General features: G+C 68.1%; 17 protein-coding genes. 9 read left to right on the forward strand and 8 right to left on the reverse strand.

Going from position 1 to position 16455, the window contains the following annotated elements; all coding sequences use genetic code 11:
* Nucleotides 1–20 precede the first annotated feature (20 nt).
* The gene (locus ACO6D5_RS04015; protein ID WP_315529518.1) at nucleotides 21–458 is read left to right on the forward strand and encodes an acetyltransferase; all 438 of its coding nucleotides are present in this window, start codon (nucleotides 21–23) and stop codon (nucleotides 456–458) included.
* Between the two features lie 10 nt (nucleotides 459–468).
* On the opposite strand, the gene ACO6D5_RS04020 is transcribed toward ACO6D5_RS04015, so the two are convergent.
* The 7 genes from ACO6D5_RS04020 to ACO6D5_RS04050 all read right to left on the reverse strand — a co-directional run bounded on the left by ACO6D5_RS04020 (nucleotide 469) and on the right by ACO6D5_RS04050 (nucleotide 6055).
* Nucleotides 469–654 (reverse strand): oxidoreductase-like domain-containing protein, encoded by a 186-nt coding sequence (locus ACO6D5_RS04020; protein WP_485824659.1) that lies wholly within the window; start codon nucleotides 652–654, stop codon nucleotides 469–471.
* 30 nt (nucleotides 655–684) lie between these two features.
* Complete coding sequence (locus ACO6D5_RS04025; protein ID WP_485824660.1) at nucleotides 685–1242, reverse strand: GNAT family N-acetyltransferase; 558 nt, start codon at nucleotides 1240–1242, stop codon at nucleotides 685–687.
* A gap of 58 nt (nucleotides 1243–1300) precedes the next feature.
* Nucleotides 1301–1909 carry a class I SAM-dependent methyltransferase gene (locus tag ACO6D5_RS04030; protein WP_485824661.1) on the reverse strand — a complete coding sequence of 203 codons (609 nt, stop codon included), beginning with the start codon at nucleotides 1907–1909 and terminating at the stop codon, nucleotides 1301–1303.
* Nucleotides 1906–3453 carry a lytic murein transglycosylase gene (locus ACO6D5_RS04035; RefSeq protein ID WP_485824662.1) on the reverse strand — a complete coding sequence of 516 codons (1548 nt, stop codon included), beginning with the start codon at nucleotides 3451–3453 and terminating at the stop codon, nucleotides 1906–1908. Before ACO6D5_RS04035 ends, ACO6D5_RS04030 begins: the two co-directional genes overlap by 4 nt.
* Nucleotides 3454–3541: 88 nt before the next feature.
* Nucleotides 3542–4906 carry an MATE family efflux transporter gene (locus ACO6D5_RS04040; protein ID WP_485824663.1) on the reverse strand — a complete coding sequence of 455 codons (1365 nt, stop codon included), beginning with the start codon at nucleotides 4904–4906 and terminating at the stop codon, nucleotides 3542–3544.
* A 9-nt stretch (nucleotides 4907–4915) separates the two neighbouring features.
* Nucleotides 4916–5278 (reverse strand): sel1 repeat family protein, encoded by a 363-nt coding sequence (locus ACO6D5_RS04045; protein WP_485824664.1) that lies wholly within the window; start codon nucleotides 5276–5278, stop codon nucleotides 4916–4918.
* Nucleotides 5279–5347: 69 nt separating this feature from the next.
* Entirely contained in the window at nucleotides 5348–6055 is a 708-nt protein-coding gene (locus ACO6D5_RS04050) for a hypothetical protein (RefSeq protein ID WP_485824665.1), read from the reverse strand.
* A 158-nt stretch (nucleotides 6056–6213) separates the two neighbouring features.
* Between ACO6D5_RS04050 and ACO6D5_RS04055 the strand changes: the two genes are divergently transcribed.
* The 8 genes from ACO6D5_RS04055 (at nucleotide 6214) to ACO6D5_RS04090 (ending at nucleotide 15851) form a co-directional block, all read left to right on the forward strand.
* On the forward strand, nucleotides 6214–7149 hold the full coding sequence (locus tag ACO6D5_RS04055; protein ID WP_485824666.1) for a LysR family transcriptional regulator: 936 nt from the start codon (nucleotides 6214–6216) through the stop codon (nucleotides 7147–7149).
* Nucleotides 7150–7195: 46 nt separating this feature from the next.
* Nucleotides 7196–8146: an adenosine deaminase gene (locus ACO6D5_RS04060; protein ID WP_485824667.1), complete on the forward strand. Its 951-nt coding sequence runs from the start codon at nucleotides 7196–7198 to the stop codon at nucleotides 8144–8146.
* A gap of 158 nt (nucleotides 8147–8304) precedes the next feature.
* Nucleotides 8305–9576 carry a carboxylesterase family protein gene (locus ACO6D5_RS04065; protein ID WP_485824668.1) on the forward strand — a complete coding sequence of 424 codons (1272 nt, stop codon included), beginning with the start codon at nucleotides 8305–8307 and terminating at the stop codon, nucleotides 9574–9576.
* Between the two features lie 42 nt (nucleotides 9577–9618).
* Complete coding sequence (locus tag ACO6D5_RS04070; protein WP_315529533.1) at nucleotides 9619–10566, forward strand: tripartite tricarboxylate transporter substrate binding protein; 948 nt, start codon at nucleotides 9619–9621, stop codon at nucleotides 10564–10566.
* Between the two features lie 131 nt (nucleotides 10567–10697).
* On the forward strand, nucleotides 10698–12191 hold the full coding sequence (locus ACO6D5_RS04075; protein ID WP_485824669.1) for a DHA2 family efflux MFS transporter permease subunit: 1494 nt from the start codon (nucleotides 10698–10700) through the stop codon (nucleotides 12189–12191).
* A 143-nt stretch (nucleotides 12192–12334) separates the two neighbouring features.
* Nucleotides 12335–13723, forward strand: coding sequence for an amidohydrolase (locus ACO6D5_RS04080; protein ID WP_485824670.1), 1389 nt, complete (start codon nucleotides 12335–12337; stop codon nucleotides 13721–13723).
* A gap of 191 nt (nucleotides 13724–13914) precedes the next feature.
* Nucleotides 13915–14892, forward strand: coding sequence for a Bug family tripartite tricarboxylate transporter substrate binding protein (locus ACO6D5_RS04085; protein WP_485824671.1), 978 nt, complete (start codon nucleotides 13915–13917; stop codon nucleotides 14890–14892).
* Nucleotides 14889–15851, forward strand: coding sequence for a BMP family ABC transporter substrate-binding protein (locus ACO6D5_RS04090; RefSeq protein ID WP_485824672.1), 963 nt, complete (start codon nucleotides 14889–14891; stop codon nucleotides 15849–15851). Before ACO6D5_RS04085 ends, ACO6D5_RS04090 begins: the two co-directional genes overlap by 4 nt.
* Here the strand turns inward: ACO6D5_RS04090 and ACO6D5_RS04095 are convergent.
* Entirely contained in the window at nucleotides 15812–16318 is a 507-nt protein-coding gene (locus ACO6D5_RS04095; protein ID WP_315529540.1) for an N-acetyltransferase, read from the reverse strand. The two genes, ACO6D5_RS04090 and ACO6D5_RS04095, sit on opposite strands and share 40 nt — an antisense overlap.
* Between the last annotated feature and the right edge of the window lie 137 nt (nucleotides 16319–16455).

A 16455-nucleotide genomic window follows, 5' to 3' on the forward strand; every position in this document is an offset into this window, starting at 1 on the left:
CAAACAGAATCAATAAGAAAATGAATATCCGAGAACGCAATCACGGCGACGACCTGGTCCTGGCGGACATCTGGCTACGGTCGGTGCGCGCCACGCATTCCTTCCTGACCGAAAAAGAAATTCAGGCCATGTACCCGCAGGTGCTCAACACCTACCTGCCGTCAGTACGCGTGTGGGTCTGTGAAGACGATGCCGGTGAACTCGCCGGCTTCATGGGCTTGTCCGGCAACAAGGTCGAAATGCTGTTCGTGGACGCCAACCAGCGCGGCAAAGGCGCCGGCCGCCGGCTGCTGAACTTCGCGCGTTCGCTGCACGGCACCCTGCTGGTGGATGTGAACGAACAAAACCCGCAAGCGCACGGCTTCTACAAGCATTACGGATTCGAAGACGTGGGCAGGTCGGCCCAAGACGACGCGGGCCGCCCGTTCCCGATCATCCACATGAAGCTGGCAGGGTGACGCGACAGATCTACGGATTCTGTCGTTCGTGGCGGGCGCGCCAGGCTTTCAGCGCCTCGCGGTAGGCCTCCATCGCCTCGTCGTAGCGGTCATAGACGCAGGGGATGCAACCGCTGTTGCAGCATTCCTCGGGCGCGGGGCGCTCCGGGGGAACGGGCTGCGGGTCATTGTCTTCGGAGAGGGTCGTCGTGCTCATGCCGCAATGTTAGCGCCGATGCGCCCGCCGTCAGGCACTGGCTGGCGCGTGGGCGGCCCGCCATTCCCTGCGGCGGATCTCGTAGCGGACTTTGGCGCTGGCGTCGTCGCCCGCCGTTTCACCCACATACCGCAAGCCTGTCTTTTCCATGACGCGGCGAGACGCCGCGTTGGAGCGCAACGCCACCGCTGACAGCACGTCCACCGGCAACAACTCGAACCCCATTTCGATCAGCGAGGCGGCGATCTCGCCCGCGTAGCCCTGCCCCCAGCAGTGGGGCTGGAAGGCATAGGCAAGCTCGATGGCGCCGTGGTCGCCCGACACCGTGTACTTCAGGCCGGCGCGGCCCGCCATCGCGCCCGTGTGCCGGTCTTCGAGCATATACATGCCGTACCCGTACTCGACCCAATGCGAGACGTTCTGCGCCACGTAGAGCCGGCTGGCGGCGGCGTCGCGCGTGCCGCCCATCGTCTCCATCAGATCGGCGTTGGCGTGCATGTCGATGATGAATGGCAGATGCCCCTGCCGCATGCGCTGCGCACGCAGCCGGGGAGTCAGGAAAACGTCAGGAAACACGGATTGCGGCATGACAAGCGGGCCAATGACAGGACGGCTCCATCATAGCGTCGCCGGGCCGCGCCGGGCATCAGCCTCGCACCAATCCCACGAAGCTCCAATGCACGTCGCCGCGGTCCAGCATGTCTTCGCGCGTGCTCAGGTGCAGGCGCGACAGCCCATGCCCGGCCGCCAGGGCGAAGGTCTCGTCGGCGGACACCTCGAACATGCGCCTGCCCGGCGGCACCGGCCCGTGGCGAAGCGACATCAGGATGCGGCCTTGCGGGGCCAGCAGCGCGGCCAGGCTGGCCATGCCCGACGCACGCTCGGCCGCGTCCAGATGCATCCAAACGGCCGTCAGCATGATCACGTCGAATGCGCGTCCCTGGGCACGCAGGCCCGCCAGCTCCGGCAAGGCATCGTCCACCCATTCCAGGTCGAGCGCCGCGTGGCGGCGTTGCCCCTCCAGACGCAACTCGGGGGTGGGCTCGGCTGCCACGACCGCATGCCCCATGCGCGCCAGCGCCGCGGCGTCGCGCCCGGAACCCGCGCCAATGTCCGCGATGCGCGCGGGCGCGTCCGGGATCAGATGGAGCACATCGCGATGCACGTCGGCAAACGCGATGCTCTCGTACTGGTCGGCCAAGGCGGCCGCGCGCTCGCCGTACCCTTCGGTGCCGCCGATGCGTGGCCGGCTCATTTGGGCGGAAGCGCGCGCGCCGCCAACGGCGGGTCGGCCTTCAGGATATCGAAAATGCGCTTGCCCACGCGGCCGTCCTGCGGCAGGTTGCGGCGCTCTTGCTCGGCGCGCACCGCGTCGCGGGGCTTGGCGCCGGGAATGCCGTCCGCCACGCCGATGTCATAGCCGCGGCCGTAGAGGTCTTCCTGCAGTTGCTTGATCTCGGCGCGCGACAACCCCGGGTCGTCCGTGGGCCAGGCCGCGATGATGCCGGGGCCGCCCTGCAAGCGGTTCAGCAACAGCGACACGGCCAGGCCGTAGCGGCGCGACTGGTTGTAATGCAGGATGGCGTCGAAATTGACCGTGGCCAGGAACACCGGGCCCTTGGCGCCGGTGGGCGCAAACAGATAGGCTTGTTCGTCGTTGCCGGACGGCAGCTTCAGCACCGAGCCATCGCCCTGCTTCAGGCCGGCCTGGGCCCACTGCGCGATGCTGCGGCGGTCTTGCGAACCGACGTATTCCGCGTCGGGTTCGGGTGAGATCGCGGCGGCGATTTCGGCCGGCACGCGCACTTCCACGACGGCCGGCAGGCCGTGCGTCCACTTGGCGCGGCGCTTGCGCAAGTGGTTGGCGGTGGAGGCCAGCGCGTCGGGCAGCGAGTTGTAGAGGTCGATGCGGCCGTCGCCGTCGCCGTCCGCGGCCAATTCGTAGAACGAAGTCGGGATGAACTGCGTCATGCCGAATGCGCCGCTCCAGGAACCGACGAAGCTGTCGGCGGGAACCGTGCCGTCGCGCAGCAGCCGCACCGAGGCGTAGGCATTCTTTTCCCACAGCGTCTTGTTTTCGGTGCAGGCGCGCGTCAACCAGGCGTTGAGCACGTCGGTCTTGCCGATCTGGCGGCCGTAGTTCGTTTCGATTCCGAAGATGGCGACGAGCGTGGCCGGATCCACCTGGTACTGCTGGCCGATCGCGGCCAGTTGCGGCCCGACCTTCTTCATCACGGCGCGGCCGTCGTTGACGCGCTCGTCGTCGACGGTCTTGGCGATGTAGTCCCACCAGCTTTCGCGCCCTTCCGGCTGACCCTTGGCGGACGCCACGGTGGTCGGCAACAGCTTGGCGTTGGCGGTGTACTTGTCCCAGTCGGCGACGGTCAAGCCGTTGGCGGTGGCGCCCTTGCGCAGCTTCGCGATGCACGCCTTGGTGTCCAGCTCGGTCGGGATGATGACCGTGGGCGCCGAGGCAGGGGCGGCGGCAGGCTCCGCCGTGGCTGTCGCGGCGGGTACTTGGGCTGGCGCCGGAGTCGGAGCGGGGGTTGCCGTGGCGGCCGGCACCTGTGCGGCGGCGGGCTTTTTCGCCGCCTCTTGCGCGGCCGTCACGTCATCGAAGGAGCGCTTGGGCGTCAAGGCCGGTTGCACCGGCGCCGGGGCGGGCGATTGAACGCGCGAGCCGGTCGCCGACTCGGGGGATTGCGCTTGCGCGGCGCCGGTGGCGGCCGCCATCACGGCGGCGGCCAGCAAGGCGCGGGAAAGGGTATCGATTCGAGGGCCTGAGGAACGCTGGCGCATGGTAATCCTGAAAAATCGAAGTCAGGCAGGATCGTACCGCGACCAGCCGCCGAAATCGAACCGCGCGCCGCCGACCCGCAACCTGGCGCTAGGCGCCCCGCTTGGCCAACAGTCCGGCCGGCGGCTCGCGGAGCACGCGCAGGCAGACGACCATGGCGATCACGCTGAACAAGGCAAAGCCCAAACTCTGCCCCAGCATCACGCCTTCGGGCCCGCCGTAGTGCGCGCCCAGCCACACGAACGGCAAGGTTCCCAGGGTGGAGCGCAGCCAGCCGATGACCGTGGAATAGGTGGCGTAGCCCAGGTTGTTGAACACGGCAATCGACACGAAGAACAGGCTGTTCACCGCCCAGGCGAAGCTGCCGTAGCGGCAGAAGAAGATGATCAGGTCGCGGCCCGGGCCCGTGACCTGGAACACGTCCGGCACCCAGGGCGCCAGCACCGCCAGCACCGTGGCCGCCGCAAAGCCGTAGCACAACGCCCAGCGTGCGGTCAGCCTGACGGTCTGTTTCACGCGATCCCACTGCCCCGAGCCCAGGTTCTGCCCCAGAATGGGGCCGATCGCGCCGGGCAGCACGAAGAACAGCGAATAGGCCAATTGCAGCACGCGGTCCACCACCGTGGCGCCCGCCATGACGCTGGGGCCGAAGCCGGCATAGGTAGAGACGGTGAAGATCACCGCCGCGGGCGTGGCCAGCGTGGTCAGTGCTGCGGGCAGCGCGATCTTGCCGATGGCCGCAAGGTCGGCCCGCAATGCGCGCAACGCCGGCCAGGCCACGAGGCGATGCTTGCGCAGCACCAGCCACGCGCCCAGCGCCACCGTGGCCAGGCGGCCCACGCCGCTTGCCCAGGCAATGCCCTCCATGCCGCCATCCAGCACGAAAATGACGATGGGGTCCAGCGCGGCCACCGTGGCGGTGCCCGCCAGCAGCACCCACATGGACTGGCGGCCATGGCCCGCCGCGCGCAGCAGGTTCGACAGCATCATGCCGACGCCCATCACTACCGCGAAAGGCGTCGTGATCAGCACATACGACAGCAAGTGGCCCCGCACGTCTTGCGCCAGCCCGATGGCCGCGGTAAACGGCCCGATCGCCGCCAGGAAGATCGCCCCGGCCGCGACCGCCGATCCCGCCATCAGGATCAGCGACGCGCCAGCCAGCGTCCGCGCGCGCCGCGCATCGCCGGCCCCCAGCGCACGCGACACCAGCGCCGCGCCGCCCACGGTGACGCCGATGCACACCGACGTGATGGTGAACTGCGTCATCGACCCGAAACCGACCGCGCCCAGCACCGCCTCGTCCTTCAACGTGCCCAGGTAGAACAGCGACAGGAATTCCACCGCGAAAACGGCCAGCATGCTGGCCCAGCCCGTCAGGATCATTTCCAGGACATGCGGGCCCAGGGGCCCGGACACGAAGCGGGCCCGCGGATCGGCGGCAGGGGCGTTCACGAGCCCGGCCTACCGCGGCGAAGGCTGCTCGCGCAGCTGCCGCAAACGCTCGATGGCGTCTTCGTACCCTTGCGCCGCGGCCGCTTCGTACCAGCGCAGCGCGGCCTCCCTATCCACTGCCTCAAGCATCATGCCCTGCATGAACTGGGCGCCGGGATTGCCGCGCTGCGCGTCGGCCAGCAAGGCGCGTTGGGCCATGGCGTCCTGGCGCGGCGACTCCCCGTAGATGTGCGTATCGCCACTCAATTCGCCCTCGACCTGATTGCGCAGTGAAGGCGGCGTATGCGCGAACTGATGCCGCCAGAACAGCGCGGTCAATGCCAAGGCCGCGAGCAGCAGGACGACCGAGAGGAACAGGTTTTTACGGGTCATTGGCAGAGCAGGTTGAGGGCGACCGCAGCCGCCCGGACGTGAAAGGAAACCCGAGAACGGGAACCGCGCTTACCGCGCGACCGGGGCGAACCAATACTGGAACACGCTGCCTTCGTTGGAATACCAGGGCAAGAGGCCGATGGAGTCGGATTCGAGCCGCACGGTCACCAGCAGGCCGCCGGCCTCCGGACGAAACAGCGCCACATGCCGCCGCACGCCCATGGATTCGTACTGGCGCCAGTCGTGCCGCACGCTGACCCATAGCCGGCCCTGCGCGCAACCGGTCTGCCGGCGGATGCCATCCGGCACGCCAGGCCTGGCGTCATGCGTCAGCGCGGCCGCATCCTGCGCGCCATTGAGCACCGGTAAATGCGCCGCCGACCTCGCCCCGCGCCCGTCCAGGGCCAGTACGTCCCATCCGCCCGCAGCGGGCGTGAAGGCGACGGTGGCTGCGGGATTCGATTGCCATTCGGGCAGCACATGGTCGCGCATGCCTTGAAGATCCAGCGGATAGCTCAGGAAATTGCGCAGGTCCGTCAACGATTTCGCGTCGCGGTCGCCCGAGCGGTATTCGCCCTGCGCCTGGTACGTGCCGGCCAGGTCGGGGCATTGCGTCGGGTCCGACGGCAGCACCACGGGCGTACCGTCCCGGAAGGGCGGCCACTTGACGGAGACCTCGTCCACCTTGGCCACGCCGCATGCGCTCAAGGCCAACGCCATCAGCCCCGCGCCGGCAAGCCGGATTGTCCGTCGCGCGCCCGATACCGCTGCATTCATGGCTGTCTCCCTACAAGCCGACTTGCGGGCAGCGCCTGCTGGCGCACCCCGCGTATCCGTTGTTTTGTCTGGCGACGAACTATATCTGAAACCCGCGCCGTCGTTGCCAAGCGCCCGGCACGGGAGAATAATCGGCACATCCCCTCCGACCACGCGCCATGACACCCTTCCGAGGCAAGCTCCGCATCCGGCACCTGGAAATCGTGCTGACCGTCTCTGAATTGGGCAACCTGTCCAAGGCGGCGGCGCAGTTGCACAGCACGCAATCCGGGCTGTCGCGCGCGATCGCCGAGATCGAAGAGCTGGTGGGCGCCCGTCTCTTCGAACGCACGGCCAAGGGCACCACCTGTACGCCGCTCGGCGAGGCCATGTGCCGCCACGCCCGCCTGCTGTTGACCGACTTCCGCAAAGCCGAGATCGATCTGGCCGCCATGTCGCGCGGCGACGAAGGCAGCCTGACCGTGGGGTGCTTTTCGATGTTCGCCGGCTGGCCGGTCGCGCAGGCCGCGCGCGCCTTTCGGCAAGCCTATCCGCGCATCACCCTGACTATCGAGATCGGCACGCACGAACGCCTGATCGAAGACCTGGATGCGGGCGGCGTGGACGTGCTGATCAGCCGCTTCTCATCCACGGTCAATCCGCAGATCTACCGTTCCACTACCTTGCTGGAGGACCAAGTGGTGCTGGCCTGCGCCACCGGCCATCCGCTGGCGGGGCGCACCGGCACCACGTTGGCGGACTATGTGGCCTACCCGTGGATTACTGCCCTGCCGGGCAGCCGCATCCGGGGCGAACTGGAAATGTCCCTGCGCAAGGCCGGACTGGCGATTCCGGATATGATCGGCGCCCTATCCCTGGAATTTGGCCGCGAAATACTGCTGGACTCGCAGTATCTATGGATGCTGCCGGGCAGCGTAGCCGCCGTGCGCCAGGCCCGCGGCGAACTCTTCGTGCTGCCGGCCCGCCCCGCCATCGGGAAGTCGCCCCTGGCTGCCATCTGGCGCCGCGACCGCCCCAGTACGCTGCAGGCCCGCGCCTTCACCGAGCAGGTCCAACGCGCCATCCAGGCAGACAACATCGCACTGGCCGCGTAGGCGCGTGGCCTCTGCCTTTGCATCACCCATTTTTATCGGAGCACCCATGTACGACTGGCTCAACGCATTGCCCAAGGCCGAATTGCACCTGCACCTGGAAGGCTCGCTGGAACCCGAGCTGCTCTTCAGGCTGGCGCAACGCAATGGGGTGGCGCTGCCCTGGCCCGACATCGATGCCCTGCGCGGCGCCTACAACTACGGCAACCTTCAGGAATTCCTGGACCTGTATTACCTGGGCGCGGACGTGCTGCGCACCGAGCAGGACTTCTACGACCTGACCTGGGCTTATCTGCTGAAGTGCCGCGAGCAGAACGTGGTGCACACCGAACCCTTCTTCGACCCCCAGACCCATACGGACCGTGGCGTGCCATTCGCCGTTGTGGTCAACGGCATCCGGCAGGCAATGGATGACGGTCGCAAGCAGTTGGGCGTGACCAGCGGCCTGATCCTGAGTTTCCTGCGCCACCTGCCCGAAGAACAGGCCATGCGCACCCTGGACGAAGCCTTGCCCTTTCGCGACGCCTTTATCGCGGTCGGCCTGGACAGCAGCGAAAAGGGATTTCCGCCGCGCCTGTTTCAACGCGTGTTCGACCGCGCCCGCGCCGAAGGCCTGCCGGCCGTTGCCCATGCCGGCGAGGAAGGCCCGCCCGAGTACATCTGGGAAGCGCTGGACCTGCTGAAGGTGCTGCGCATCGACCACGGCGTACGCGCCGCCGAAGACCCGGATCTGATCGCCCGCCTGATCGACGAACAGATCCCGCTGACCGTCTGCCCCTTGTCGAACACCCGGCTGCGCGTGTTCGAACACATGCGCGACCACAACATCCTGTCGCTGCTGGACGCGGGAGTGAAGGTCACCGTCAACTCCGACGACCCGGCCTACTTCGGCGGCTACGTCAACGAAAACTTCCATGCCCTCTACGAGCACCTGGGCATGACCGAAGCGCAGGCGCAAGCGCTGGCCGACAACAGCCTGGACGCGCGGATCGCCAAATAGGCGTCACGGGAATCCTGCGCCCCCCCGGGCCATGCGGGTTGCGCATGGCAATGTTCAAAACCGGCATGGCTGCCCTGCCCCGATCATCCCTACCATAGGCCCCACGGCTGCGGCGCCCTCCGGCGCCGGCCGCACAACAATGATGCAAGGGGCAGGATATGAATCAACCCGTCCAGGCGGTGCTGCAGGCCGGCACCCTGACTGGCGTGCGCGATGCGGGCGGCATCTGCCGCTATCGCGCCATTCCTTACGCGCAGGCGCCCGTGGGCAGCCTGCGCTTCGCGCCACCGCAACCCGCGGCATGGCGCGGCGAGTTCGACGCCACGCGCCCCGGCCCCGTGGCGCCGCAACTGCCCTCGCGGCTGCGCGGCGCCATGGGCGATTTCAACGCCCCCCAGTCGGAAGACTGCCTGCACCTGACGGTGTGGACGCCGGGCGCGGACCAGGCGCGGCGGCCCGTGGTGGTGTGGCTGCACGGCGGCGCCTGGCAAAGCGGCGGCGGCGCGCTGGACTGGTACGACGGCGCGCGGCTGGCGGCCCGGGGCGACCTGGTGGTCGTGGCCGTCAACTACCGCCTGGCCGCGCTGGGCTGGCTGTATGTGCCGGGACAAACCGCCAATGTCGGCTTGCTGGACCAGGAAATGGCGATCGACTGGGTGCTGGACAACATCCAGGACCTGGGTGGCGACCCTGAACAGGTCACGGTCATGGGCCAGTCGGCAGGCGCGTCGTCGATCTGCGCCATGCTGACCCGGCGGCCCCGCTTCTCGCGCGCCATCCTGCAAAGCGCAGCGCTCGGGCGCGGCTTTCGCAGCGCGGCGCAGGCCGACCAGCTGGCGCAGGCGTTCCTGCAAGCCGCTGGCGCCCGATCCCTGGACGCCGCGCGCGATTTGCCGGTGTCCGCCCTGCTGGCCGCGCAGCAAGCCCCTGCCGTGCAGGACGTGCTGCGCGCCGAAGGCAGCAGTCGCAGCCAGTTCTGCCCGGTGCTCGACGGCCACGTGCTGCCGCAGGACATCGCGCCCGCGATGAAGCAGGCCGCTTCCCGAGCGGACGTGCTGGTGGCATACACCCGCGACGAAATGGCCGCCTTTCCCGGTCACACGGCCGACGCGGACGGCCGGCAGGTCGGCGAGCAGGTTTTCGGCGCGCCATCGCGCCAATGGGCCGAGGACGCCGTGGCGCAAGGCCGGCACGCCTGGCTGGCGCGCTTCGACATCGCGCCGACCGCGCGCTTCGGCGCCTGCCACTGCATCGAGCTGCCGTTCGTCTTCGACACGGTCGACACCTTCGCGGCAGCCCCCATGCTTGCCGGATTGTCCGCGGCCCAAGCGGCCCAACTGACTCGCCGCACCCAGGACGCCTGGATCGCCTTCATCCGCGGCAATGCGCCCGGCTGGCCGACGGCGCCACACCAGCACATCCTGGCCTGAGTCCGCGGCCGACGCACACACCAACAACACAAGGGGAATTCCATGTTCAAGCAAACTGCGCTGGCGCTCGCGCTGCTGACGCCATTGGCCGCCATGGCCGCGTATCCCGACAAACCCGTGAAGATCATCGTGTCCAACCCGCCCGGCGGGCCGGTGGACGTCATGCTGCGCGTGCTGGCCAGCAAGCTGGGCGCCGCCTGGGGACAACCGGTGGTGGTCGAGAACCGGCCCGGCGCTTCCGGCATCATCAGCACCAGCGCGCTCGTCAAGTCCGCGCCCGACGGCTACACGCTGGGCATGGTGGTGGCGTCGACCGTCACGATCGTGCCGTTCGCCGTCGACGCCCTGCCCTTCGACACGCAGAAGGACCTGCAGCCGATTTCGCTGGTGGCGCGCACCCCCTTCATCTTCATCGTCGCCAAGGACAGCCCGATCAAGACCTGGGAAGACTTCGTGCGCGAAAGCCGCGCGCGCAACCTGAGCGTGGGCTCGTTCTCCATCGGCACGGCGTTTCATCTGGTGTGGGAACAGACGGCCCGGCGCGCCGGGATCAAGGCGCTGTATGTGCCGTCATCCTCATCGGGCAAGACGCAGAACGATCTGATCGGCGGCCAGCTGGATGTGGGCCTGGATGCGCCCTCCAGCGCCAAGGGCCTGATCGACAGTGGCCGCCTGCGCGCCGTGGCCATCACCAGCCCGGAACGCTTCGGCGGCCTGCCCGGCACACCGACGCTGAAAGAGTCCGGCCTGGACTATGCGCCGCAGCCCTGGATCGGGCTGATGGCGCCCGCCGGCGTTCCCCAGGACCGCGTGGCGCGGATCCAGAAGTCGGTGTCCGACATCCTGAAAGACCCGGCGATGCGCGCGCAGATGCAAACGCTGGGCATGATCCCCATCGGCAGCACGCCGGAAGAACTGGGCGCCACGATCGAAGCGGACCGCAGCGAAATGGCCCCGCTGATCAAGGAACTGGGCATCAAGCTGCAATAGGCGCCTACCCCTCGGCCAGCGCCGCGCAACGGTCGCGGCGCTGGCCGGACCGGTATCGAGAATGCGTTCTTTTCAATTGACCGACGGTCAGTCGATAACTAGAATGGTGTTTTCCGTCTCGGGTTTCTTCCATGCAATCCTCCCGCCGCCGCGCCCTTGTCCTGGCCGTCAACCTGGGCAGCTTCATCACCATCCTGGACATCAGCATCGTCAACGTGGCGTTGCCGACCATGCAGGCCGCCCTGCGGATCGACATGGCCGGCCTGCAATGGGTGGTGGACGCCTATGCGCTGTTGCTGTCCGCCTTCATGCTCTCGGCCGGACCGTTGGGCGACCGCTATGGCCGCAAGCGATCGTGGCTGGCGGGGGTGCTGCTGTTCACGGCGGGATCGGCGCTGTGCGGGTGGGCAACCACCCTGCCCATGCTGCTGGCCGGCCGTGCCGTGCAGGGCGTGGCGGGCGCGCTGCTGATCCCCGGCGCGCTATCGCTGCTGACGCAGGCCTTTCCCGAGCCCAAAGCGCGCGCGCAGGCGATCGGCGTGTGGGCGTCATGCAATGCGATTTCCCTGATCGTGGGGCCGATGCTGGGCGGCGTGCTGGTGGCGCATCTCAGTTGGCAGAGCATTTTCCTGATCAACCTGCCGGTCGGCGCGTTGGCCATCGCCCTGGGCGCATGGGGCATCCGGGAAAGCGCGAACCCCGAGCACGCCGCGTTCGATCCGGCGGGCCAGGCGTTGAGCGTGGTGTGGCTGGGCGCCCTGACCTATGGCTTGATCGCCGCGGGCGAACACGGCTGGGACGCGGCGGACGCAATCGTCTCCCTGTGCGTCGCGGCGCTGGGGCTGGCCGCTTTCCTGATCGTCGAGCACCGCGCGGCGCGGCCGCTGTTGCCGCTGGCCCTGTTCCGCGACGCCGGCTTCGCCACCACCAACTTCGCGTCTTTCGTGCTGGGCTTTTCCGGCTACAGCAGCCTCTTTTTCTTTTCCCTGTACCTGCAGCATGTCAAAGGCCTGTCGCCGCTGGCGGCAGGATGGCAGATGGCGCCGCAATTCGTCGCGGCCGGACTGGTGTCCACGGTGTTCGGCCGCCTGAATCTGCGTTTCGGCCTGCCCAGGCTGATGATCGCGGGCTATGGCCTGATCGGGGCCGCCATGCTGGGCATGATGCAGTTCGAAGCGCACACGCCCTGGCCGTTGACCGGATCCCTGATTGTGATGCTGGGCGTGGGCATGGGGCTGGCGGTGCCGTCGACCAGCATGGCTGTGATGGCCACGGTGCCGCGCGAACGCTCCGGCATGGCGTCCGCCACCATGAATGCCCTGCGCCAGACCGGCATGACGATCGGCATCGCGTTGCTGGGCGCATTGATGAGCGGGCGCGCGGTGGACGCGTTGACGCGCACGCTCGCCCACGCAGGCGTCAGCGATGCGCACGGCGTGGCGCGCGCCGCCGTCACGCGGCATGTGATGCCCGGGCAGCCCGCAAGCATCGCGGCGTGGTTCGCCGAAGCGCTGGCCGGGGGCTTTCACGCCGCGATGCTGATCGCGGGCGGTGCATCGGTGGTGGCAGCCGTGCTGCTATGGGTCGTGGCGCGCGGCGCAAGACCCGCGCTGCACGCCGCCTGAACATGCCGGTTTCGGCGTTCGGAATTCCACCTTTCGGAATCAAACAGGGCGGATTTTAAGCATCCGTAACAAACGAGCCGGCCGCGCGGCGCTTGGGTAAGATCCTCACCCAATAACAGGTTAACAACCACGAGGAGAAGACCATGCAGTCCCGCAAGACAATGTTCCGGCTGGCCCCGTTGGCGCTTGCCGCCCATTTGCTGATGGCCGGCCCCGCCGCCGCGCAAAGCGCGCCCGGCACGCAAGGCCCGTTGGTCCCCGCGCCCAACGCCGCCCTGTCCGAACAGATCGACCAGCGTGCCAAAGCGATCGAAGACAAGCTCATCGCGTGGCGCCGCGACATCCATCAACATCCCGAACTGGGCAACCAGGAAACGCGCACTTCCAAGCTCGTGGCCGACCATCTGCGCGCGCTGGGCATGGACGTGAAGACCGGCGTGGCAGGCACGGGCGTCGTCGCCGTGCTCAAGGGCGGCAAGCCCGGCCCGGTCGTGGCGCTGCGCGCCGACATGGACGCCCTGCCCGTCAAGGAACAAGTGGACGTGCCGTTCGCCTCCAAGGCCAAAGGCACCTATCTGGGCAAGGAAGTGGACGTGATGCACGCCTGCGGCCACGACACCCACACCGCCATCCTGATGGCCACCGCCGAAGTGCTGGCCGGCATGAAAGACCAGTTGCCCGGCAGCGTGAAATTCATTTTCCAGCCCGCCGAGGAAAGCCCGGCCGACTTCGAACCTGACGGCAAGAAGATCTGGGGCGCCAAGATGATGGTGCAGGAAGGCGTGCTGGACAATCCCAAGGTAGACGCCATCTTCGGCCTGCACGTGTCCAGCGCCTACCCGGCAGGCTGGCTGTCATGGCGCAGCGGCCCGGCCATGGCCGCTGCCGACCAGTTCTGGATCGACGTCACCGGCAAGCAGACGCACGGCGCGCGCCCCTGGTCGGGCATCGACCCCATCGTCGTCAGCTCGCAGATCATCCTGGGCCTGCAGACCATTCCCAGCCGGCAGATCAACAGCATGCTGGAGCCGGCCGTCATCACCGTGGGCGCCATCCACGGCGGCAACCGCATGAACATCGTGCCGGACAACGTCGCCATGACGGGCACCATCCGCACGTATGACGAAGGCATGAAGAAGGACATCCATCAACGCATCGCCCGCACCGCCGAGATGATCGCGCAAAGCGCCGGCGCCCGCGCGGACGTGCGCGTGGTCGAACTCTACAACGCCACCGTCAACAACCCCGCGCTGACCGAGCAGATGGGTTCCACGCTGCGCCGCGTGGCGGGCGAAGGCAACTATGGCCTGCAGCCGAAGTCCACGGCATCGGAAGACTTTTCCTTCTACCAGGAAAAGGTGCCCGGCATGTTCTTCTACCTGGGCGTGACGCCCAAGGGCACCGACGTGGAGAAAGCCGCCCCCAACCACTCGCCGCGCTTCTATGTCGATGAATCGGGCTTGATCAACGGCGTGCGCGCCTTGTCGAACCTGACCATCGACTACATGGCCCGCGCGCAGAAAGGCAGCTGAACGGCGCGCCGCGCGGGCTTGAAGCAAGCCCGCGACGCAAGCTGCCTGAAGCCCGTCCGTTCAAGCCACGCAGCCCGCCGCGCCCTGCGGCGGGCATAAGCAAACGGCTACAAGTTCTTTGTCAGGCGTTGCCCGGTTTTCTACATTACGCCCCTTTGCCGCCTGCGCGGCCGTCATGTAGAAGCCCCGCCATGCCGCTGTCCCGTCGAAAATTCATGCTTGCCAGCGCGTTGGCGCTGCCCTTGGCGCGCCCGCGCGCGGCGCGCGCCGCCGTCTGGCCCGACCGCCCGATCCGCCTGGTCGTCACATTTCCGCCGGGCGGCGCCAGCGATATCGCCGCGCGTCTCATCGCGCCGGCCCTGGCCGAACGGCTGCGCCAGCCGATCGTCATCGAAAACAAGCCCGGCGCGGGCTCCACCATCGGCGCCAGCCTGGTCGCCCAGGCGCCGGCCGACGGCTATACCCTGCTGATGTCGAATTCGGCGCCCTTGTCGATTTCGCCCGCGCTGATGCCGCAAGGCGGGTACGACGCGCTCTCCAGTTTCAACCACATCGCCTATGTCGGCGCGGTGCCCACCGTATTCGTCGTGCATCCGTCGGTGCCGGCGGCCACCTTCGCGGAGTTGACCGCGTGGATCCGGGCGCAAGACCAACCCGTCCAATACGGCAGCGGCGGCCTGGCCTCCGTGGGGCAGATCGTGGGGGAACTGTATTCCCGGCAGACGGGCGTACGCTTGCAGCACATCCCCTACAAAGGGTCCGGCGCCATGCGCAACGACTTGCTGGGCGGTCAAATCCGCGTTGCCGTCGACGCCCTGCCGCAAAACCTGCCCTTCCTGCGGACCGGCCAATTGCGCCTGCTGGCGGTCACCACCCCGCAACGCGTGCCGCAAGCCCCCGACATCCCCGCCGTTGGCGAACTGGGTTATCCCGGACTGATCGCCGAAAACTTCGTCGGCCTGTCCGGCCCGGCTGGCTTGCCCGAGGCCGTATCGCAGCGCGTGAACGAGGAAATCGGCCGCGTGCTGGAAACGCCCGACATCCGCGCGAAGCTCGAAGGGCAAGGCTTTGTGCTGGCCCGCAAATCGCCCGCCGAATTCACGGACTTCGTCCGTCTCCAGGCCGAGGCCTGGGGGCCGGTGGTGCGGGCAACGGGGGCCAGCCTGTGAGCGCCCGCCGGATTCTGGTGCTGTTCGGCCATCCGGGCCGGGGAGGCTTCAACGAAGCGGCCGTGCAAGGCGCCGAGCGCGCCGCGCACGCAGGCCAGCCCTTGCAGCTGGAATGGATATCCGCCAATGACGCCCAGGCCCGCGCCGAACGCATCGCGCAGTTGTGCGGCACGGCGCCGGATCTGGTCATCGTGCATGGCGGCCAGGGCGACGCGCCCGTCGCCGAGGTCGCGCCTCGATTTCCGGGCACGCAGTTCGCCATCACCCAGGGGCATCACACCGGTCCCAATGTCGCGTCGTACGAGATCCTGCAAGAGCACACCGCCTTCCTGGCCGGGGTGCTGGCCGGCTTGCGCGCCGGCAACGGCCGGGCCGCCCATCTGTCGGGTGAACGCGTGCGGCCGGGGTTGAAAGGCCGCGCGGCCTATGCCGACGGCGTGCGGCGCGTGACCGGCGACGACCCGCTGACCGCCTTCTGCGGCAACCAGCACGACCCGGAACTGGGCGCGGCCTGGACCCGCGCGCTGACCGCGCGGGATGCCCGCGTGCTGTTCGCGATGATGGATGGCGGCCGCGACGGCGTGACGCGCGTATGCCGCGACACCGGCGTGTGGCAGATCGGCAATGTGCTGGATTGGGTGGCCCGCGACCCGCAGGTGTACCTGGCGTCCGCCCTGGCGGATTCCGGGCTATGCGTGGAGCGCGCCGCTGCCGACCATGCCGCGGGCACGCTGGCCGTCGGCCAGATCACCCGCTTCGGACTGGAGCAAGCCGCGTCGCTGCGCCTGGTGGTGGGCGCGAAGGTCGGCGCGGAAGAACGCCGCGTGCTGGACGACTGGGCGGCGCAATTGGCCTCGGGTGCGATCGATATTGCGCCGGACTACGCCGGTGCGGAATTCGAGATGCCGCCCCGCCCCCTTTACCGCTCGGTTGGCGCGGCGTCGAATCCCTTGTGGTAGGCGACCTGGCCTTGCGCGGGAAGCGTGAACGCTTGTGCCATGAAGTATTCCGGCGGCACGCCGGGGTACGTCAGCGCCGGAGTCTGCGCGAAACCGAAACGCGCGTAATAGGAGGGCTCGCCCATCACCACGCAGCCCGCTGCGCCCAGCGCTTTCAACCGGTCCAAGCCTTCCCGGACGAGGGCCGCGCCAATGCCGCGGCCTTGCCGGCCGGGCAGCACGGCAACGGGGCCCAGCCCATACCAATCCGGCGAGCCATCGCTGATCTGCACGGGAGAAAACGCGATGTGCCCCACGATGCCCGCATCTTCCCGCGCCACCAGGGACAACGTCAGCACACCGGCCTCGCGCAACGCATCGATGATGTAGCCCTCTGTCTGCTGGCTATGGGGATGGTCTCTGAAGGCGGCCTGGGTCAGCGCGAAAATCGTGTCGCGGTCGTCCGGGCCTTCCGGTTGAATCTGCATGCCTGCGCTCCTATCGAATCAGGCGGAAAGTGTAGCCGCGCCTTGCGGCGATTCCGCATTGACGCCCGCCGGCACGGTAGCTACAGTGGCCGGCAACCCTGCGCCGCGTCAATCGGCGCGCTTGCCCCCTGAACCGC

The sequence above is a fragment of the Achromobacter sp. genome, from assembly GCF_057314935.1.

Bases quoted from the DNA above. Each gene is read 5' to 3' on its own strand.
- ACO6D5_RS04035 (WP_485824662.1), bottom strand. From the start codon at position 3,453: ATGCGCCAGCGTTCCTCAGGCCCTCGAATCGATACCCTTTCCCGCGCC.
- ACO6D5_RS04070 (WP_315529533.1), top strand. From the start codon at position 9,619: ATGTTCAAGCAAACTGCGCTGGCGCTCGCGCTGCTGACGCCATTGGCC.
- ACO6D5_RS04020 (WP_485824659.1), bottom strand. From the start codon at position 654: ATGAGCACGACGACCCTCTCCGAAGACAATGACCCGCAGCCCGTTCCC.
- ACO6D5_RS04080 (WP_485824670.1), top strand. From the start codon at position 12,335: ATGCAGTCCCGCAAGACAATGTTCCGGCTGGCCCCGTTGGCGCTTGCC.
- ACO6D5_RS04055 (WP_485824666.1), top strand. From the start codon at position 6,214: ATGACACCCTTCCGAGGCAAGCTCCGCATCCGGCACCTGGAAATCGTG.
- ACO6D5_RS04095 (WP_315529540.1), bottom strand. From the start codon at position 16,318: ATGCAGATTCAACCGGAAGGCCCGGACGACCGCGACACGATTTTCGCG.
- ACO6D5_RS04030 (WP_485824661.1), bottom strand. From the start codon at position 1,909: ATGAGCCGGCCACGCATCGGCGGCACCGAAGGGTACGGCGAGCGCGCG.
- ACO6D5_RS04045 (WP_485824664.1), bottom strand. From the start codon at position 5,278: ATGACCCGTAAAAACCTGTTCCTCTCGGTCGTCCTGCTGCTCGCGGCC.
- ACO6D5_RS04025 (WP_485824660.1), bottom strand. From the start codon at position 1,242: ATGCCGCAATCCGTGTTTCCTGACGTTTTCCTGACTCCCCGGCTGCGT.
- ACO6D5_RS04085 (WP_485824671.1), top strand. From the start codon at position 13,915: ATGCCGCTGTCCCGTCGAAAATTCATGCTTGCCAGCGCGTTGGCGCTG.
- ACO6D5_RS04075 (WP_485824669.1), top strand. From the start codon at position 10,698: ATGCAATCCTCCCGCCGCCGCGCCCTTGTCCTGGCCGTCAACCTGGGC.
- ACO6D5_RS04050 (WP_485824665.1), bottom strand. From the start codon at position 6,055: ATGAATGCAGCGGTATCGGGCGCGCGACGGACAATCCGGCTTGCCGGC.
- ACO6D5_RS04015 (WP_315529518.1), top strand. From the start codon at position 21: ATGAATATCCGAGAACGCAATCACGGCGACGACCTGGTCCTGGCGGAC.
- ACO6D5_RS04065 (WP_485824668.1), top strand. From the start codon at position 8,305: ATGAATCAACCCGTCCAGGCGGTGCTGCAGGCCGGCACCCTGACTGGC.
- ACO6D5_RS04060 (WP_485824667.1), top strand. From the start codon at position 7,196: ATGTACGACTGGCTCAACGCATTGCCCAAGGCCGAATTGCACCTGCAC.